This is a genomic window from Variovorax sp. Root411, from assembly GCF_001425205.1.
Lineage (GTDB): Bacteria > Pseudomonadota > Gammaproteobacteria > Burkholderiales > Burkholderiaceae_C > Variovorax.
In genome coordinates, this window is record NZ_LMDW01000004.1 from 15,887 (window position 1) to 33,079 (window position 17,193).

A 17,193-nucleotide genomic window follows, 5' to 3' on the forward strand; every position below is an offset into this window, starting at 1 on the left:
GCTACGGCGCGAATAGAATCGTGCCGCGTGGGCCGTTAGCTCAGTTGGTTAGAGCAGCGGACTCATAATCCGTTGGTCGATGGTTCAAGCCCATCACGGCCTACCACCAATATAGAACCTCGTAAGTTGTTGATCCAAAAGGGTTTTCTTCTTGCGAGGTTTTTGCTTTTGCGCTCGGTGAAATCCCGCTGTGGTGCCGGCAACCTGCATGAAGCCGACAACACGCTGGTGTTGAGGAGCCTGCCGTCGGTGGCGTCGCCCGGAATGCCGCTCCAGGTGAATGCGACGACGGCCGGAAAACTGCCCTGCGCCGCGGCCGTTACGGCCGTGTCGACCAGCAGCGTGCTGGGCTGCCAGAAGTCGAGGAAGCCGGCCACCACGCGCACGCCGCCATTGGTCTCCCTGGTCGCATAGCGCGCATCGCCGCGCTGGTTGGTCGCAACGTTGTCGACGAGAAGAGGCAGGGCAGGCTGGACCGACCGATGCGGGCGGCGCAATCTATAGATGCAAGAAGTCGTTTCAATGACTTGCCTGTCCGCTTCGACTTCCGGGTTCCACGTCATCGCATCGCCTACTGCGCAGCAGGCTTCAAATAGATTTCCACACGGCGATTCTGCGTGCGGCCTTCTTCCGAGGCATTGCTTGCCACCGGCTGAATCTGGCCTCGTCCTTCGGCGGTCAGGCGGGCCTTCGCCACGCCACGGTCGGCCAGGTAGGCTTCCACGCTTTGCGCGCGGCGTTGCGAGAGGGCCATGTTGTGCTCCGGATTGCCGGTGCTGTCGGTATGGCCGACCACGCGCGCGTTGATCCTGGGCTCCTGTGAAATGGTCTGGGCCACGCCGTCGAGCACGTTCCGGAACGAAGGCTTGATGGTCGCGCTGTCGGTGTCGAACGTGACGTTGCTCGGAATGTTGACCATCAGCGAGCCGTCCGGCTGATCGGTGATCTGCGTGCCCGTGCCGGCCGTCTGGCCGCTGAGCTTGTTGCGGATGTTGGTCCAGTTGTAGCCCACGCCGGCGCCGACCGCCGCGCCAACCGCTGCACCGATCGCCGTGCTCTTCTTGTCACGCCCGATGAGGTTGCCGACCCCTGCGCCGACAACGGCGCCGGTACCTGTGCCAACGGCTGTGTGAGTCCCTTGTTCGGTTGCGCAGCCTGCGGCGAATGCAGCTGCGAGTGCAAGCGAGATCAGCCCGAGTTTCATGATGGTCCCTTTCAGTTGTTTCATTGGATCGACGGCCTTGGCTGATGCTTTGCCAAGTGCGATCTGGAGAAGACAACTCGCGAACGGAGACAAGGGCCGACAGGCACAACCGCTTCTCTGGCTGTTGGCCCGGATCAGGTTCAACAATCGTGAAATAGGTCGCGCCAGGAACGGCTCGTTACAGGTTCGGGGTGCCGCTGGAGCAGGCGGCCCCAGCTCTCACGTGATGCTCATCTCCAAGGGCGTCGTCTGGAAGGCCAGCTGTCGCCACCTGCCTTCTTCGAACGTCCAGACCTGCATCACGCGCGAGTCGATGCGCACCGTTCCGCTGCCGTCCTTGCGAACGGCCACCAGCAGTTGGCGCCCGGTCATCAGTGCCGAGGTGCCCAGCACTCGGACCTTCAGGTCTGAACGATCGATCTGCCGGTAGTCCACGTGCGTACCACCCGAGCGGAAGTAGCTGTCGTAGTCGTCGAGTTGGCCCTTGGCGTGCACGTGCGTGAGGCCCGGGTGCAGGATCTCGCGCAGCCGCGCGAAGTCGGCGCGCTTCATCGCGTCGCAGCGATGCGCCTCCAGGGCGAGCAGTTGCGCCTCGGCGTCGGAAGAAGGGGGTGTGGGGATCATGCGGGGGCCTCGGAAGACAAGAATGAAAAATCAATCGAACGCCACGCCCAGCCGGGCGCAGGCGCGCTGCAGCAAGGCCTGGATATCGGTGGCGTCCGCCGCCACGCCGTAGACGACGTGGTCGGGCCGCACCAGCGCAGCGCGGCACCCGTGCTGTTCGAACCAGCGCGCGAGCAGGCCGCCCGCTTCCGAGAGCGCGAGCACGTCGGGCGGGATGGCACCGCCACCGGTCTCGGTGCCGATGCAGATCACCTGCGCGCCCAGCGCCGCCAGCGCGCGGGACCATGGCTGCAGATGGGCGGCGGCGGGTGCGTCGCGCAGGACCAGCAGGAAGCCGGGGCGTGCGAGGTCGTCCATCATCTGCGCGTCCACCGCGTTGGCGCCAAGGAGGCGCACGATGGGCTGGGGGAACGGCGTGCCCTCTGGCGTTTCGCCGGTGTCGAGCAGGCCGTGGCTGATTCTCGGCAGCAGGCTCTGGCGCAGTTGCACCTTTACCTGGTGGTCTTGCTGCGTGCGCAGCTCGTGATCGCGCTGCGCGGCGCGCTCCGGGTCCCGTTCGCAGATGATCTTTCCCAGGCGCTTGACGGTGGTAGTGACCTCCTCGACCTGAGGGCCGCGTTCGGCACCGTAGCTGTCGAGCAGGCTGTCCGGCACGCGGCCCTGCAGCACGCCGTCGAGCTTCCACGCGAGATTGAGCGCATCGCGAAGCCCCTGGCACATGCCTTGCGCCAGGAAGGGCGGCATCTGGTGCGCGCTGTCTCCGGCAAGCAGGACCGGGCCCTTGCGCCATTGCTCCAGCACCACGGCGTGAAAGCGGTAGGTGGCAGCGCGCCAGATGCGCGCCTCGGTTGGCGCAAGCCACGGCGCCAGCAATTTCCATATTGCATCGTGCGGCATCTCGCGCTGCTCGGCTTCGTCGGGCATCAGCAGGAATTCCCAGCGTCGGTGCGTGCCGGGTCCGACCACGTACGTGCAGGGCCGCGACGGATCGCAATACTGGATGTTGGTGGCGGGCAGCTCCGCCAGCTTGGACTCCTGCACGTGCATGTCCACGACGATCCAGGGCTCGTCGAAGTCGAGGCTCTTCAGGGACAGCCCGAGCCGCTTGCGCGTGGGGCTGGTCCCGCCGTCGCACGCCACGACATAGCGCGCACGCACCTGCGTGACTTCGCCCTGCGGCGCGCGCACGGCCAGCACGGCGCCGCCATCGTCCTCCTGCACGTCGGTCACTTCGTGGCCCAGGTGAACCTGCACGCTGGGCAGCGCCGCAACGGCGTGGCGCAACGCGGCTTCGAGCGCCGGCTGGTTGAAGGTGTAGGAGGGCGCCCAGCCGAGCAGATAGGGCGAAGGGCCCATGTCGAAATGCTGTATCGGCTCGCCGTCGCACCCTTGGTAGAGCGTGGGCCGGTACGGCGTCATGTGCGCGGCCAGCGCGCCCGCAATGCCGATCTGCTGGAAGGTGCGCATCGCTTCGTGGTCGAGGGCGAACGCGCGGGGCAGCGGATAGACCTGGTCGGACTTGTCGAAGACGGCCACGCGCCGTCCCCGTTGCCCCAAAAGGGCAGCGAGCGAGGCGCCCACGGGGCCGAAGCCGACGATGGCGACGTCAAGGGTGTCGTTTGTGGAGGAGGACATGGCTGTGGTTGTGCAGAATACATAAATTGTGCATAAAACATTCGAACATGCATTGAGGGTTCATCCTGATGCGGCTCGATTTCCTCGGAAGAAAATGCACAAAGTTGAACTTGTGCATTTTCAAAAGGAGACAAGATGCCGATGATGAAAGCAGCGCGCCTGCACCGGGTGGGCGCCCCGATGGAGATCGAACAGTTGCCCATTCCGCAGCCGGCGGCCAACGACGTGCAGGTGCGGGTCAGGGCTTGCGGCATCGTGCCGAACCTGGGCAACATCCTGGCCAACTGGACCACCTGGTTCCCCGAACTGCCCCTGCCGCCGCTGCCGGCCGTCTTCGGGCTGGACCCGGCGGGCGAGGTGACGGCGGTGGGCTCGCACGTGCATGCGTGGAAGCCGGGCGACCGCGTGTACGTCAACCCCAGCCTCTACTGCGGCGGCTGCCGGGCCTGCCGCAACGGCGACCTGATCAACTGCACCCACTATGCCTTCAGCGGCTACTTCGGTTTCTCGGAGAACTCGCTCAAGCTCTACAAGAACTATCCCAACGGCGGGTTGGCTGAATACATGATCGCGCCGCAGTACGCGCTGGTGAAGCTGCCGGACAACGTCAGCTTCAACCAGGCCGCGCGCTTCGGTTACCTGGGCACCATGTACTCGGCCATGCGCAAGGCGGGCATCGGGCCGGGCAAGAGCATGCTGGTCAACGGCATCAGCGGCACGCTGGGCATCGGCGGCGCGCTGTTCGGGCTGGCCATGGGCGCCACCCGCATCCTGGGCACCGGCCGCAACGCCGAACTGCTTGCGCGCGTGAAGGCGCTGGCGCCCGAGCGCATCGAGGTCTTCTCCAATGCGCAGGGCGAGCCCATCGACCATTGGGTCAAATCGCGCACCGAGGGCCTCGGCGTGGATGCCTTCTTCGACGCCCTCGGCCCGGGTGCATCGCACGAGGTGCTGCAGCAGGGCGTGCGTTCGCTCAAGCGCGGCGGCCGCGCCTACAACATCGGGGCCATCGCGGGCATGGTCGGCATGGACCTGCACACGATGATGGACGAACAGCAAAGCATCGAGGGCTCCGCCTGGTTCACCGCCGGAGAAGGCCAGGACATCGCCGACATGGCCGAGGCCGGCACGCTGGACCTGTCCGTCTTCGAGCACGTCTGCCATCCGCTGGACCGCGTGAACGAAGCCATTTCGGGCATTGCGGCGCGCAACGGCGGCTTCAGCAACTTCGTCATCAATCCCTGAGAGGCGCTCATGAAAATCAGACGTGTGGTGGCAGGGGTCGCGGCCGATGGCCGCTCCCAGGTGTTTCAGGATGCGCTGGCGCCGCGCGCCGTCGAGTTCGAGAGCGCGCCCGGTTTTGCGGCGACCCTGCTGTGGGCCACCGGCGCCGCCGAGCAGGTCGAGCGGGGCGCGCCGCAAGACCGCACCGCATCGGCCGCATTCGTGCCGGGGCAGGGAGAGACGCTGCTCATGTTCGTGACCTTCCCGCCCGACAGCGTGATGATGCGGGCCGACTTCGACGGCGCGGCCTTCGGCGCGGAGTTCGCGCAGAAGGTGCCCGGGTTGGCCGAGACTTTCGAGGTGGAGCATCCCGGCATGCACACCAGCGAGAGCATCGACTACGACGTGGTGCTCGACGGAGAGATCACGCTGGAGCTGGACGATGGCGTGCAGGTTGCGCTGCGCAGGCACGACGTCGCCGTGCAGCACGGCAATCGCCATGCGTGGCGCAACCTGAGCGACAGGCCTGCCACCATGCTGTTCGTCCTTATCGGGGCGAAGCGCTCGGGTTGAGCCGTGCACCGGCAAGCAGCGCGATCTCGTCCAGCAGTTCTTCGAGCGCGGCACGGATGAAATCGAGCGTCGGCGCATCGACCAGCCGGCCGTCCTGGATGCGCGAAGCCACGTTCGCGATGGCCACGTGCTGGCGCACCAGCGGGCGCGCGAGCGTGGCGGCCAGCGCGTCGCGGATCTGTGCCTGCGCCCGCACGCCGCCCGCGGTGCCGGGCGACGCCGTCATGATGAGCGCTGGCTTGCCCTTGAGCGGCGAGGCGAAGCCCGGCCTGGAGGCCCAGTCGATGGCGTTCTTCAGCACGCCTGGCATGCCGTAGTTGTATTCGGGGGAGCACAGCACGAGGCCATCGGCTCCGGCGACGGCGCTCTTGAGCCGCGCTACCGGCTCGGGGGGCGCTTCGCCGTCGAGGTCCGCGTTGTAAGAGGGAATGTCGTCCAGCGGGACGATCTGCAGTGCCACGTGGGGCGGGAGCAGGGGCTGCAGGCTGCGGAGCACTGCGGTGCAGTTCGATGCGCGGCGAATGCTGCCGGAGATGGCGACAAGCTGCGTGGTGGGTTGTTGATCGGGCTTCAATGCGTTCGACTCCTGTTTTTTGCGGGGTGAGTTTATGCATAAAATCCAAAACATGTACAAAAATGAATCGACCGCCGCGCGGGCGCTTCCGCTCGTTGATCAGGCCTTCATCCGGCTGCGCCAGGACGTGCTCTCGGGCACGTACGGCGCGGGCGCAAAGCTCAAGCTCGACGAGCTTCAGGCGGCCTACGGTTTTTCGAGCAGCCCGTTGAGGGAGGCGCTCAGCCGGCTGGCGCAGGAGGGGTTGATCCGTGCCGACGAGCGCCGCGGCTTCCGGGTAACGGACATCTCGCCGGAGGATCTCGCGGACATCACGCGCATGCGCGTGATGCTCGATGTCCCGGCCCTTCGCGAGTCCATTGCCAATGGCGACGATGCCTGGGAGGCGCTGGTGGTCGGTGCCTTCCATCGCCTCGAGAAAGTCGAGAGCCGCCTGAGCGACGGGCCGGTCGTGCTCGACGATGACTGGACGCAGCTCCACTCGGCGTTCCATGCGGCGCTGCTGGCGGCCTGCCCGTCGGAACGCATGCGCACCTGGAGCGCCAGCCTCTTCGACCAGGCGGAGCGCTATCGCCGCTATTCCGCACGCTTTCGCAAGACGGCGCGGCGCAAGTCGAACGAGCACCGCAAGATCATGGATGCCACCTTGCGCCGTGACACAAAGACGGCCTGCGCGCTGCTGGAAGAACACATCCTCAGCACGCAGCGCAACGTCATGGCCGTGCTCGGCACCGCCGCCGAGCGCGCAAGCAGAAGCTGAGCCTGCGCTGAGCCGCAACCATCGCGTGCAACTGCCTGCACGCTGAAGAGATGTGCGCGCCCGTTCGCGGCGTTCGATCGACCGGTGCTCCGCGCCGGACTCCTCCCAAGCAATTTCCTGTTCGCACCTTGGCGCTTGCCGCGCAGGGGCCGTCGGCCGTGCGCGCTCGCATCGCCACTCGGTAAAAACCACTATGCATCAAACAAGTTTTATGCACAAAAATACCTTCATGCATTAATCTGTGCATCGAGCCGGGTCGGATGCCGACCCCCTGTGCAACGTATTCCATCCGAAAGAAGCAACGCATGAAATTGATGTCCTACTCACTCGCCGGCCGCGAAACCTGGGGCGCCGTCGTCGACGGCGGCGTGGTCGAACTGGCTGCACGCACCGGCCACGCCACGCTGGCCGACTTCATCGCCAGCGCGGACTTCGCGCGCCGCGATGCACTGGTTGCGGGGCTCGCTGCCGATGCGCAGCTGTCCGACGTGCGCTACCTGCCCGTTATTCCGAAGTCCGAGAAGATCGTCTGCGCCGTGCGCAACTACATGGACCACCACCAGGAGGTGCTGGCCGCCGGCATGCACCGTGAACTCTCCGAGCAGCCGCCGATCTTCCTGCGCGTGTGGCGCTCGCAAACGCCGCATGAAGGGCCGATCGTCCGCCCCCGCGTGTCCGAGTCGCTCGACTGGGAGGGCGAGCTGGCCGTGATCATCGGCGAGGGCGGCCGCGACATCCAGGAGGCCGACGCCTGGAAACACGTGGCCGGCTACAGCTGCTACAACGACGCCAGCGTGCGCGAGTGGCAGTTCCATGCCAAGCAGATCGCGTCGGGCAAGAACTTCGAATCGACCGGCGGCTTCGGCCCGTGGATGGTGACCGCCGACGAGATCGCGCCGGGGCGCGAACTCAAGCTGGAGACGCGCCTCAACGGCGAGGTGGTGCAGTTGAGCCACACGGGCCACATGATCTTTTCGATCCCGCGATTGATCGCGTACTCGTCCACCATCTTCACGCTGGTGCCTGGCGACGTGATCGCCACCGGCACGCCGGCCGGCGTGGGCTGGAGCAAGAAGCCGCCGCGCTTCATGAAGCCGGGCGACGTCGTCGAGGTCGAGATCGAAGCCGTGGGCCTGCTGCGCAACCGCGTGGTGGCGCAAGACTGAGACCTCAACACTCCGATCCAGCATCGTGCGAGACGCCCGCAAAGGGCGCCACTTCAGGAGACAAACTTGAAACGAAGATCCCTACTCGCCGCCTGCGCGGCGACGGCTGCTGCATGGCCGCTCTCCGGGGCCTTCGCCCAGGGCTACCCTGAGCGCGCAGTGAAGCTCTACCAAGGCTTCGCGCCCGGCGGCAATGCCGATGCGATCGCCAGGGCGATCGGTGTCGAGATGGGCAAGGCGCTCGGCCAGCCGGTCGTGGTGGAAGCGCAGGCGGGCGCGGGAGGCACCATTGCGGCGGCCACCGTGGCGCGCGCCAAGCCCGACGGCTACACGCTGCTGCTCGCCACCGGCGGACACGCCGTGGCGGGGGCGCTGTACAACACGCTGCCGTACAAGACCGTGGGTGACTTCGAAGGGGTTTCCACCGTCACGTACTTTCCCTTCCTGATCGTCGTGAACGCCAGCTCGAAGGTGCAGGGGCTCGCCGAGATCATCGCGTCGGCCAAGGCCGCGCCGGGCACCATCGCCTATGGCACCGCCGGCATCGGCTCGACGCACCATCTGGCGGGCGAACTGTTCGCGAAGATGGCGGGCATCTCCCTCATGCATGTGCCGTACCGCGGCGACGCCGCCGCCCTCACCGCGCTGCTCGGCGGCGAGGTGCCTTTCATCATCGCCCCGCCGACGGCGGTGATCTCGAACATCCAGGCCGGCAAGCTGCGGGCCATTGCAACGACCGGGCCGCAGCATTGGCCGGGCCTGCCGAAAGTGCCGACGGTGGCGGAGCAGGGCGTGCCAGGCTACGACGTGCGCTCGTGGGCAGGCGTCCTGGCGCCGGCGGGCACTCCGCGCCCGATCGTCGAGCGGCTCAATGCCGAGACCTTGCGCGCGCTGCAGGCACCGTCAGTGCGCCAGCGGCTCGAGGACATGGGCGGCGAGGCGCGCGGCAGTACGCCCGAGGAGATGAAGGCCCTGGTCACCCGGGAGCTCGAGAAGTGGACCCAGGTGGTCGCCGATGCAAAGATCCCCAGGCAATGAAGAACGAACGTATGAACGAAGGAACCACGCCATGTCACTGATCGCGCTGCGCAAGCGAAGCCTGACCATCGAGACCGTCTTCCACGAGGGCGGCCCCCCGCCCGACAAGCCGCTGCGCATAGCCGCCGCCTGCGCGGTGATCCGCAACCCCTACGCCGGGCGCTACGAGCCCGACCTGATGCCCTTCATGGCGGAGTTGCGAAGCCTCGGCACGTCGCTGGCCGAGGAGCTCGTGGCCACGCTCGGCAAGGACAACGTCGAGGCCTACAGCAAGGCTGCCATCGTCGGCGTCAACGGCGAGCTCGAACACGGGGCGGTCTGGCACGAGGCGGGCGGCTGGGCCATGCGGCAGGTGCTTGGCGAGCCCAAGGCCATCGTGCCGGCAGCCAAGGCCGTGGCGGCCACCGGCTACCGGTTGATGGTGCCGCTGCACTACATCCACGCCGCCTATGTGCGCAGCCACTTCAACACCGTCGAGGTGGGCATCCAGGACGCGCCGCGGCCGGACGAGATCCTGTTCGCGCTGGTGATGGCCGACGGCGGACGCATCCACTCGCGCCTCGGCGGCCTGACCAAGGATCGGGTTTCGGTGAACGACGGGCAGCGCTGAGCATGTCGATGCACACCATGCGCGCCGTTCAGCTGTCCGAAACGGGCGGCCCCGAAGTCCTTCGGCTGGTCGAGCTGCCGTTGCCCGAGCCGGGTCCGGGGCAGGTTCGCGTCAGGGCCGCGGCCATCGGTGCCGGAGGCCCCGACGTGCTGATCCGCAACGGCACCTACAAGTGGATGCCGCCGCTGCCGGCCATTCCCGGCAACGAGATGGCGGGGACGGTCGATGCGGTCGGGGCTGGCGTCACGCGGCTGTCGGTGGGCGAGCGCGTGCTCGTGAGCGCTCGCGAGCTGTCGCAGCGCGGCGGCTGCTATGCCGAGTGCATCTGCGTGAGCGAATCGGCGCCCTTCGTGCTGCCTGCGTCGCTGGGCTTCGAGGATGCGGTGAGCTTGGGCAATTTCCAGCTGGCCATTGCATTGCTTGCGAGCAACGGGAATCTGCCGGCACGAAGCATCCTCGTGCCGGGCGCCGCGGGTGGCGTTGCCACCGCGCTGGCGCAGGTTGCGCGCGCACGGGGCCTGCGCGTGATCGGCACGGCCTCGTCCGCGCAGAAGCGCGCCTTCGCGCTGGAGAACGGCGTGAGCGAGGTCATCGACGGCGACCCCGCGACGCTTCCCGAACGCGTGAGGGCGCTGACCGATGGACGCGGCGTGGACCTGGCGTTCGACCACGTCGGCGGCGCGCTCTTCATTGCCTGCCTGCGATCGCTTGCGCCTTTCGGCATGGCGGTTTCCTACAACATCCTCGCGGGTCCGCCGGAGAGCGATGTCTTCGATGAACTGCGCAAGCTGCTGGGCAGGAGCCTGGCGGTCCGCACCTTCTCCATCCACACCGTCGACAGCGACATAGCGCAGCGCCGCGGACTGATGGAAGAAGCCATCGCCCTGATGGCCGAGGGAAAGGTGCGCGCCCCGCGCGCCACCCGCATGCCGCTGGCCGATGCGCGGCGCGCGCACGAACTGCTCGACCATGGCGGCTCGCTCGGCAAGCTCGTCCTCATTCCCTGACACCTGACACATGAACCCGGCAGAGGCCATCTTGAACGCTCCCTACATTCCCAACCTGTCGCACTGCGGCATCTTCTGCCGCGACCTGACGGTGATGAAGCGCTTCTACACCGGTGTCTTCGACATGCAGGAAACCGACCGCGGCGTGGGCGGCACCTTCCGGTACGAGCTCGTGTTCCTGAGCGGGCGCGACGACCAGCACCACCAGCTGGTGCTGGCCGGCGGCCGGGCGGCGGACGCACCGAGCACCGTGATGCAGCTCTCGTTCAAGGTCAAGACCATCGACCATCTGCGCGAGGCGCGCCGGCGCGCGCTGTCGCTCGGCGCGTCGAAGATGCGGGGCCTGAACCACGGCAATGCACTGTCCATCTACTGCATGGACCCCGAAGACAACACGGTGGAGGTCTATCTCGATACGCCTTGGTACGTGAGCCAGCCTCACGGTGACCCGCTGGATCTCCAGGAGAGCGACGAGGCAATCTGGGCCCAGACCGAACGCGTGGTCCGATCCGATCCCAGCTTCATGCCGGCAGAGGAATGGGCCGCGCGTTTTGCGCAGCGCGGCGCGGCGTTGAGGGCGGCGGGCTGAGCCCAGAAACACGCTACAATGGAAGGCTTAGCGGCTGTAGCTCAGTTGGATAGAGTACTTGGCTACGAACCAAGGGGTCGTGGGTTCAATTCCTGCCAGCCGCACCATCACTGGAAATGCCCGGAAGATTCTTCTTCCGGGCATTTTTCTTTGGTGCCTCCGCGATGGATCGACCGGTGAAGCCCGAAAGGTCGATAAAACCGGGCTATAATTGCAAGCTGTGCGGCTGTAGCTCAGTTGGATAGAGTACTTGGCTACGAACCAAGGGGTCGTGGGTTCAATTCCTGCCAGCCGCACCACTACAAGGAAAGCCCGCAACGCAAGTTGCGGGCTTTTTTCATTTGGAGGATTTTGCGATGAGCAAGGCATTCACCAAGGAAACCGACTCCGACGCAGACGACGACGGCGCCGATGGCGCGTCACCTCCGCTGCCTGCAGGCAGCAAGAACTACATTACCCCCGAAGGCTATGCGCGCCTGCGCAACGAACTGCTGCAGCTGATGGACGAGGAGCGGCCGAAGATCGTCGAAACCGTGCATTGGGCGGCCAAGAATGGTGATCGCTCCGAGAACGGCGACTACCTCTACGGCAAGAAGCGCCTGCGCGAAATCGACCGCCGCATCCGCTTTCTCACCAAGCGCCTCGAAATCGCGGAGGTCACCGATCCGTCGGTGCACCACGGCCGCGACCAGGTCTTTTTCGGCGCGACCGTTCGCTATGTCGACGAGACGGGTGACGAGCGCAGCGTCACGATCCTCGGCATCGACGAAGCGGAAAGCGCGAAGTCGCAGGTCAGTTGGATCTCGCCGATTGCGCGGGCACTGCTCAAGTCGCGCGAGGGCGACGTGGTGAAGCTTGTGACGCCCGGCGGAGCGCACGAAGTCGAGATTCTGTCCGTGAGCTATCCGGCGCCGCGCCCAGCGGCGGCGTAGCAGTCCTCAGGGGGCTGGAACCGTCCTGGAGGCGGTCAGCACCGACGCGGTGCGCCGGGCCGCGCGCAGCACCGCGTCCAGATGCGTGCGGTCGCGCACGGCGATCACGAAGCGCAGGTCGGTCGAGTCCTGCGGGGTTTCGTCGGCCATTTCCACGTGGGTGATGTCAGCTTCCGCATCGGCCAGCGTGGCAGCGACGCGTGCCAGCACGCCCTTGTCGTTGCGCACGGTGATGATCACCCCGGTCTCGAAGGCTCGCGTGGGTTCGTCCGCCCACTCGACCGCGAAGAAGCGTTCGCTGTCCTTGTGGCGCAGCCGCTGGCCGACGCCGCAGTCTTCCGTGTGCACCACCAGGCCTTCGCCATGGCCGAGGTAGCCGACGATCTGGTCGCCCGGAATTGGCCGGCAGCACAGCGCAAACCGCACCGAAGAGTTCTCGCTGCCATCCAGCGTGACCGCGCCCTGCGACACGGTTTCGTGCGAGATGAAGCGCTCGCGGCTCAGCAACAGCGCATCGGGCCGTTCGCCCAGTTCGGAAAGCATTGCCACCAGCCGCTTCGCGACGATGCTGGCGATGCGCTTGCCCAGGCCGATGTCGGTCAGCAGTTCGGAGCGGGTGCGGTTGCCGGTGAAGCGCAGCAGCTTTTCCCACAGCGCCTGGTGTTCCTCGTCTTCCTCGGGCAGCTTGCTCAGGCCTTCAGCGCGGAGTGCTTGCGCGAGCAGCTTTTCGCCAAGGCCTTCGGACTCGGCGTGCGCCAGCGTCTTCAGGTAGTGGCGGATCTTGGAGCGTGCCCGGCCGGTTCGCACGAACCCGAGCCAGGCCGGATTGGGCGTCGACACCGGCGCGGTGATCACCTCGACCACGTCGCCGTTCTTCAGCTCGGTGCGCAGCGGCACCTGGTCGCCGTTGATGCGCGCGGCCGAGGTGTGATCGCCGATGTTGCTGTGGATGGCATAGGCAAAGTCGACCACCGTGGCGCCGCGGGGCAACGCCATGATCTGGCTCTTCGGCGTGAACACGTACACCGCGTCGGGGAACAGGTCGACCTTGACGTGGTCCCAGAACTCGGCGGCGTCGCGCGTCTCGTCCTGGATGTCGAGCAGCGACTGCAGCCATTTGGTGCCCAGCCGGTCGTTGCTGGCCGCATTCGGTTCGGCCGCCTTGTACAGCCAATGCGCGGCCACGCCGGATTCCGCCACCACGTGCATCGCCTCGGTCCGCAGCTGGAACTCGACGCTCACGCCGGCAGGGCCGACGAGCGTGGTGTGCAGCGACTGGTAGCCGTTGAGCTTGGCGATCGCGATGTGGTCCTTGAACTTGCCCGGCAGCGGCTTGTACATCTGGTGCAGGATGCCCAGGCCGGTGTAGCAGGCGATCACGTTCGGCACGATCAGGCGGAAGCCGTAGATGTCGGTCACCTGGGCGAAGCTCAGGTGCTTTTCTTCCATCTTGCGGTAGATCGAATAGAGCGTTTTCTCGCGCCCCGCGATCCGCAGCGGCATGCCGGCTGCGGCAAAGGCGGTTTCGACTTCGCGCTGCACCTTCTGGATCAGGTCGCGCCGTCGGCCGCGCGCCTTGGCCACGGCTTTGGAGAGGGTCGCGTAGCGCCAGGGCTTGAGATGCCGGAACGACAGTTCCTGCAGCTCGCGATAAGTCTGGTTCAGCCCGAGCCGGTGCGCGATGGGGGCGTAGATCTCGAGCGTTTCGCGCGAGATGCGGCCCCATTTTTCACGCGGCGCATCGGCCAGCGTGCGCATGTTGTGCGTGCGGTCCGCCAGCTTGACCAGGATGACGCGCACGTCGCGCGCCATCGCCAGCAGCATCTTGCGGAACGACTCGGCCTGGTTTTCCTCACGGGTGTTGAACTGCAGCTTGTCGAGCTTGGTGAGCCCGTCGACCAGTTCGGCGACCGGGGCTCCGAAACGCTCGATGAGTTCGGGCTTGGTGACGCCGCAGTCTTCAATGGCGTCGTGGAGCAGGGCGGCCATCAGCGCCTGCGCGTCCAGTTTCCACTCGGCGCATTGCGCTGCCACGGCAATCGGGTGCGTAATATAGGGCTCGCCGCTGTTGCGCAGCTGGCCCAGGTGGGCTTCGTCGGCGAAGCGGTAGGCGCGCCGGACCAGTTCGGTGTCTTCGGGGCTCAGATAGTCGAGGCGCGCGGTCAATGCCGCAAAGCTCGCGGCGGCCGCGTTCAGCGCCGCCGGGCTCGGCTTCGGCGTGCCCTTCGGGGCATGGGACTGATGTTTGGCTACCGCGCTCATGGCTACCACTTTAGCGTGACCGCTGTGTGGACGCGTCCAGACATAAAAAAAGCACCGCTTCGCGGTGCCTTTTCGTTGCAGGGCTGCGTCAGATCAGCCCGGCACCTTCTTGAGCATTTCGAGGCCGATCTTGCCTTCGGCGATTTCGCGCAGGGCAGTCACGGCGGGCTTGTTCTTGCTCTCGATCTTGGGGGCATGGCCCTGGCTCAGCATGCGCGCACGGTACGTGGCGGCCAGGACGAGCTGGAAGCGGTTCGGAATATTGACGAGGCAATCTTCGACGGTGATGCGGGCCATGATGAGAATCTTTCGGTCTGGGAGCGGTGAACTCGGATATCAGGGGATGTTCAGTGCGGCAAATGTGTCGGCACGTGCACGGCGCTGTGCGGAATACCGGAGCCGCTGAGCGTGGACGATCGCCTTGAGATCGAAAAGCGCGCGCTCAAATAACTCGTTGATTATAACGAAGTCGAATTCCCCCGCCCGGGCCATCTCTTCGGCGGCGTTTTTCAGCCGCAATTCGATGACCGAGGCACTGTCTTCGCCGCGCCGCTCGAGCCGCGAGCGCAGTTCTTCCCAGCTGGGGGGCAGGATGAAGATCATCACCGCGTTGGTAAAGGTCTTGCGGATCTGCAGTGCGCCCTGGAAGTCGATTTCGAGAATGACGTCCGCGCCCTGGGCGATCCGTTCCTCGATGGCCCTCTTGGACGTGCCGTACCGGTGGCCGTGCACATGCGCCCATTCCACGAAGCCGTCGGCCGCGATCAGCGCGTCGAACTCCGTCGGCGATGCAAAAAAGTACTCGCGGCCATGCTTTTCCTGCCCGCGCGGCGACCGGGTCGTATGTGACACCGAGGGCTGCACGGCCGAGTCGAGCTCCATGAGCGCCTTGACCAGGCTCGATTTGCCGGCGCCGCTGGGCGCCGCCACCACGAAGATGTTGCCGGGGTAGTCCATTCTGTCGCTCGCCGTCATTCGATGTTCTGCACCTGCTCGCGCATTTGCTCGATCAGGACCTTCATGTCCACGCCGATGCGCGTGAGCTCCAGCGCCGCCGACTTCGAGCCCAGGGTGTTGGCCTCGCGGTGCAGCTCCTGGATCAGGAAGTCGAGGCGCTTGCCGATCTCGCCGCCCTTCTTGAGCAGCCGTTCGATCTCGTCGAGGTGCGAATTCAGCCGCGTGAGCTCCTCGGCCACGTCGATGCGGATCGCAAAGGCGGTGGCTTCGGTCAGCGCGCGGTCTTGCGCCGCTTCGGGCAGCGTGCCGCCCGTGCCGGCGGTCAGGCCCATGGCTTCCTGCCAGCGCTCCAGGAAGCGGGTGCGCTGCTGCTCGACCAGCTGCGGCACCAGCGGGCCGGCCTGCTGTACCAGGGTGCGCAGTTGGGCCAGGTGGGCTTCGAGCATCTTGGCCAGCCGGGCGCCTTCGCGCTGGCGGGCCGACATCAGGCCCTCGAGGGCCTTGCCTGTGACATCGAGCAGGTCGGGGCCCCAGTCGCCGCGGGCGGCGCTGTCGCCTCCGGCCAGGCGCAGCACGTCGGCCACGCTGAGATCGCGCGCGCCGGGTAGCCAGGCCTTGATGCTGTCCTGCACCCCGTTGAGCCGCTGGAGCAGCTTGACGGAGGGCTCGACCACGCCGGCCTGGGCCGTGTTCTCGATGGCGGCCCGCACCTCGACCTTGCCGCGCTTGAGCTTGCCCGTGAGCAGCTCGCGCAGCGCGGTTTCATGCTGGCGCAGCTCCTCCGGCAACTTGAAGGTGAGATCGAGGAAGCGGCTGTTGACCGAGCGGATTTCAACCCCGAGCCGGCCCGCGGCGGAGGGCCGTGCTTCGGCTTCGGAGTGGCTGCCTGCGGACCCATTTTGGCCGCTAGCGTAGCCGGTCATGCTGTAAACTGGCATTGCGCCTCACTGTGGTTTTGCTTGCAAGCACCGAGGCGTCGGCACGGCGTTCGCTTGCCGCACCATCGCCTTCGGGCGAAACTCCCGGATTATGTCAAAGGTCAAGCCTACGCCCCTGCTGCCCGATACGGTCATTGGTGGTTACCGTGTTGTACGCCGACTTTCCGCAGGCGGTTTCGGTGTCGTCTATCTCGCCATCGACCCCAGCGGACAGCAGGTGGCCATCAAGGAATACCTGCCGTCGTCGCTCGCCACCCGAGGCCCAGGCGAACTCGCGCCGCAGGTGCCGCCTGAGAAACTGTCGCTCTACCGGCTGGGGCTCAAGAGCTTTTTCGAGGAGGGCCGCTCGCTCGCGCAGATCTCGCATGCCTCGGTGGTCAGCGTACTCAATTTCTTCCGCGAGAACGAGACCGTCTACATGGTCATGAACTACCTGGAGGGCGCGACCCTGCAGGATTTCGTGGTCACGGCGCGAGACCTGAAGAAGCAGAAGGTGTTCCGCGAATCGACCATCCGCTCGCTGTTCGACGAAATTCTGCGCGGCCTGCGCATCGTGCACCAGTACAAGATGCTGCACCTGGACATCAAGCCGGCCAACATCTTCGTCACCGACGACGACCGCGCCGTGCTGATCGACTTCGGCGCTGCGCGCGAAGTGCTCAGCAAGGAAGGCATCTTCATCCGCCCGATGTACACCCCCGGCTTCGCGGCCCCCGAGATGTACCGGCGCGACTCGTCGATGGGCCCCTGGACCGACATCTACGCCATCGGCGCCTGCATCTACGCCTGCATGCAGGGCTACCCGCCCAACGACGCGCCGCGGCGCATCGAGAAAGACCGGCTCAGCCTGTCGCTGTCGCGCCTGCGCGGCGTGTATTCCGACAACCTGATCGAGGTGGTCGAATGGTGCATGTCGCTCGACCCGCTCTCGCGCCCGCAATCGGTCTTCGCGCTGCAGAAGGAACTGAGCCGCGAAGGCGAGCGCCGCTACACCAAGCTCACGGTGGGCGAGAAAGTGCGTCTCTCGATCGACAACATCCGCTCTTTCGACAAGAAGAGCCTGCCCAAGGCCGCTGCGCCCACCACGCGCCCCGCATGAC

General features: G+C 66.1%; 18 protein-coding genes, 3 tRNA genes and 1 pseudogene. 13 read left to right on the forward strand and 9 right to left on the reverse strand.

What is annotated here, in order from left to right; translation table 11 throughout:
• The first annotated feature begins 29 nt into the window (after positions 1-29).
• Positions 30-106, forward strand: a tRNA-Ile gene (locus tag ASC92_RS08690).
• A gap of 103 nt (positions 107-209) precedes the next feature.
• Here ASC92_RS08690 and ASC92_RS29240 read toward each other — a convergent pair.
• From ASC92_RS29240 to ASC92_RS08710, 4 genes and pseudogenes are all read right to left on the reverse strand, one after another.
• Positions 210-461 (reverse strand): annotated as a pseudogene (locus ASC92_RS29240) (hypothetical protein); the annotation flags it as partial.
• Positions 462-571: 110 nt separating this feature from the next.
• Entirely contained in the window at positions 572-1,204 is a 633-nt protein-coding gene (locus tag ASC92_RS08700; RefSeq protein ID WP_056513381.1) for an OmpA family protein, read from the reverse strand.
• A 219-nt stretch (positions 1,205-1,423) separates the two neighbouring features.
• On the reverse strand, positions 1,424-1,828 hold the full coding sequence (locus ASC92_RS08705; RefSeq protein WP_056513384.1) for a nuclear transport factor 2 family protein: 405 nt from the start codon (positions 1,826-1,828) through the stop codon (positions 1,424-1,426).
• A 30-nt stretch (positions 1,829-1,858) separates the two neighbouring features.
• On the reverse strand, positions 1,859-3,463 hold the full coding sequence (locus tag ASC92_RS08710) for a bifunctional 3-(3-hydroxy-phenyl)propionate/3-hydroxycinnamic acid hydroxylase (protein WP_082519532.1): 1,605 nt from the start codon (positions 3,461-3,463) through the stop codon (positions 1,859-1,861).
• A 135-nt stretch (positions 3,464-3,598) separates the two neighbouring features.
• Between ASC92_RS08710 and ASC92_RS08715 the strand changes: the two genes are divergently transcribed.
• Both ASC92_RS08715 and ASC92_RS08720 read left to right on the forward strand, forming a co-directional pair.
• The gene (locus ASC92_RS08715; protein ID WP_056513390.1) at positions 3,599-4,708 is read left to right on the forward strand and encodes an alcohol dehydrogenase catalytic domain-containing protein; all 1,110 of its coding nucleotides are present in this window, start codon (positions 3,599-3,601) and stop codon (positions 4,706-4,708) included.
• Positions 4,709-4,717: 9 nt separating this feature from the next.
• The gene (locus ASC92_RS08720; protein WP_056513395.1) at positions 4,718-5,260 is read left to right on the forward strand and encodes a cupin domain-containing protein; all 543 of its coding nucleotides are present in this window, start codon (positions 4,718-4,720) and stop codon (positions 5,258-5,260) included.
• Here the strand turns inward: ASC92_RS08720 and ASC92_RS08725 are convergent.
• Positions 5,235-5,834 carry an NADPH-dependent FMN reductase gene (locus ASC92_RS08725; protein WP_235505745.1) on the reverse strand — a complete coding sequence of 200 codons (600 nt, stop codon included), beginning with the start codon at positions 5,832-5,834 and terminating at the stop codon, positions 5,235-5,237. The two genes, ASC92_RS08720 and ASC92_RS08725, sit on opposite strands and share 26 nt — an antisense overlap.
• Before the next feature lie 34 nt (positions 5,835-5,868).
• On the opposite strand from ASC92_RS08725, the gene ASC92_RS08730 reads away from it, so the two are divergent.
• From ASC92_RS08730 to greB, 9 genes are all read left to right on the forward strand, one after another.
• Complete coding sequence (locus ASC92_RS08730) at positions 5,869-6,594, forward strand: GntR family transcriptional regulator (RefSeq protein ID WP_056513398.1); 726 nt, start codon at positions 5,869-5,871, stop codon at positions 6,592-6,594.
• A 305-nt stretch (positions 6,595-6,899) separates the two neighbouring features.
• Positions 6,900-7,760, forward strand: a complete 861-nt coding sequence (locus ASC92_RS08735; RefSeq protein WP_056513402.1) for a fumarylacetoacetate hydrolase family protein — start codon at positions 6,900-6,902, stop codon at positions 7,758-7,760.
• A 66-nt stretch (positions 7,761-7,826) separates the two neighbouring features.
• A complete protein-coding gene (locus ASC92_RS08740) occupies positions 7,827-8,798 on the forward strand; it encodes a tripartite tricarboxylate transporter substrate binding protein (protein WP_056513406.1) in 972 nt (323 codons plus the stop codon).
• Positions 8,799-8,829: 31 nt separating this feature from the next.
• Positions 8,830-9,408 carry an amino acid synthesis family protein gene (locus ASC92_RS08745; protein ID WP_056513410.1) on the forward strand — a complete coding sequence of 193 codons (579 nt, stop codon included), beginning with the start codon at positions 8,830-8,832 and terminating at the stop codon, positions 9,406-9,408.
• A 2-nt stretch (positions 9,409-9,410) separates the two neighbouring features.
• On the forward strand, positions 9,411-10,415 hold the full coding sequence (locus tag ASC92_RS08750; protein WP_056513413.1) for a zinc-dependent alcohol dehydrogenase family protein: 1,005 nt from the start codon (positions 9,411-9,413) through the stop codon (positions 10,413-10,415).
• 31 nt (positions 10,416-10,446) lie between these two features.
• On the forward strand, positions 10,447-11,004 hold the full coding sequence (locus ASC92_RS08755) for a VOC family protein (RefSeq protein WP_082519545.1): 558 nt from the start codon (positions 10,447-10,449) through the stop codon (positions 11,002-11,004).
• A 30-nt stretch (positions 11,005-11,034) separates the two neighbouring features.
• Positions 11,035-11,111 (forward strand) — tRNA-Arg (locus ASC92_RS08760).
• A 115-nt stretch (positions 11,112-11,226) separates the two neighbouring features.
• Positions 11,227-11,303, forward strand: a tRNA-Arg gene (locus tag ASC92_RS08765).
• Between the two features lie 57 nt (positions 11,304-11,360).
• Entirely contained in the window at positions 11,361-11,936 is a 576-nt protein-coding gene (gene greB / locus ASC92_RS08770; protein ID WP_056513764.1) for a transcription elongation factor GreB, read from the forward strand.
• A 6-nt stretch (positions 11,937-11,942) separates the two neighbouring features.
• Here greB and ASC92_RS08775 read toward each other — a convergent pair whose 3' ends face one another.
• The 4 genes from ASC92_RS08775 to ASC92_RS08790 all read right to left on the reverse strand — a co-directional run bounded on the left by ASC92_RS08775 (position 11,943) and on the right by ASC92_RS08790 (position 16,093).
• Positions 11,943-14,198 (reverse strand): RelA/SpoT family protein, encoded by a 2,256-nt coding sequence (locus ASC92_RS08775; RefSeq protein ID WP_056513419.1) that lies wholly within the window; start codon positions 14,196-14,198, stop codon positions 11,943-11,945.
• 93 nt (positions 14,199-14,291) lie between these two features.
• On the reverse strand, positions 14,292-14,495 hold the full coding sequence (rpoZ, locus tag ASC92_RS08780) for a DNA-directed RNA polymerase subunit omega (RefSeq protein ID WP_007835875.1): 204 nt from the start codon (positions 14,493-14,495) through the stop codon (positions 14,292-14,294).
• A gap of 39 nt (positions 14,496-14,534) precedes the next feature.
• Complete coding sequence (gmk, locus tag ASC92_RS08785; protein ID WP_056513422.1) at positions 14,535-15,155, reverse strand: guanylate kinase; 621 nt, start codon at positions 15,153-15,155, stop codon at positions 14,535-14,537.
• A gap of 14 nt (positions 15,156-15,169) precedes the next feature.
• Positions 15,170-16,093 carry a YicC/YloC family endoribonuclease gene (locus tag ASC92_RS08790; protein ID WP_056513424.1) on the reverse strand — a complete coding sequence of 308 codons (924 nt, stop codon included), beginning with the start codon at positions 16,091-16,093 and terminating at the stop codon, positions 15,170-15,172.
• A 91-nt stretch (positions 16,094-16,184) separates the two neighbouring features.
• On the opposite strand from ASC92_RS08790, the gene ASC92_RS08795 reads away from it, so the two are divergent.
• On the forward strand, positions 16,185-17,192 hold the full coding sequence (locus ASC92_RS08795) for a serine/threonine protein kinase (protein ID WP_042673779.1): 1,008 nt from the start codon (positions 16,185-16,187) through the stop codon (positions 17,190-17,192).
• The last annotated feature ends 1 nt before the right edge of the window (position 17,193 follow it).

Coding starts and splice junctions, on each gene's coding strand:
- ASC92_RS08700 (WP_056513381.1), bottom strand. CDS start 1,204: ATGAAACTCGGGCTGATCTCGCTTGCACTCGCAGCTGCATTCGCCGCA.
- ASC92_RS08705 (WP_056513384.1), bottom strand. CDS start 1,828: ATGATCCCCACACCCCCTTCTTCCGACGCCGAGGCGCAACTGCTCGCC.
- ASC92_RS08710 (WP_082519532.1), bottom strand. CDS start 3,463: ATGTCCTCCTCCACAAACGACACCCTTGACGTCGCCATCGTCGGCTTC.
- ASC92_RS08715 (WP_056513390.1), top strand. CDS start 3,599: ATGCCGATGATGAAAGCAGCGCGCCTGCACCGGGTGGGCGCCCCGATG.
- ASC92_RS08720 (WP_056513395.1), top strand. CDS start 4,718: ATGAAAATCAGACGTGTGGTGGCAGGGGTCGCGGCCGATGGCCGCTCC.
- ASC92_RS08730 (WP_056513398.1), top strand. CDS start 5,869: ATGCATAAAATCCAAAACATGTACAAAAATGAATCGACCGCCGCGCGG.
- ASC92_RS08735 (WP_056513402.1), top strand. CDS start 6,900: ATGAAATTGATGTCCTACTCACTCGCCGGCCGCGAAACCTGGGGCGCC.
- ASC92_RS08745 (WP_056513410.1), top strand. CDS start 8,830: ATGTCACTGATCGCGCTGCGCAAGCGAAGCCTGACCATCGAGACCGTC.
- ASC92_RS08750 (WP_056513413.1), top strand. CDS start 9,411: ATGTCGATGCACACCATGCGCGCCGTTCAGCTGTCCGAAACGGGCGGC.
- greB (WP_056513764.1), top strand. CDS start 11,361: ATGAGCAAGGCATTCACCAAGGAAACCGACTCCGACGCAGACGACGAC.
- ASC92_RS08775 (WP_056513419.1), bottom strand. CDS start 14,198: ATGAGCGCGGTAGCCAAACATCAGTCCCATGCCCCGAAGGGCACGCCG.
- rpoZ (WP_007835875.1), bottom strand. CDS start 14,495: ATGGCCCGCATCACCGTCGAAGATTGCCTCGTCAATATTCCGAACCGC.
- gmk (WP_056513422.1), bottom strand. CDS start 15,155: ATGGACTACCCCGGCAACATCTTCGTGGTGGCGGCGCCCAGCGGCGCC.
- ASC92_RS08790 (WP_056513424.1), bottom strand. CDS start 16,093: ATGCCAGTTTACAGCATGACCGGCTACGCTAGCGGCCAAAATGGGTCC.
- ASC92_RS08795 (WP_042673779.1), top strand. CDS start 16,185: ATGTCAAAGGTCAAGCCTACGCCCCTGCTGCCCGATACGGTCATTGGT.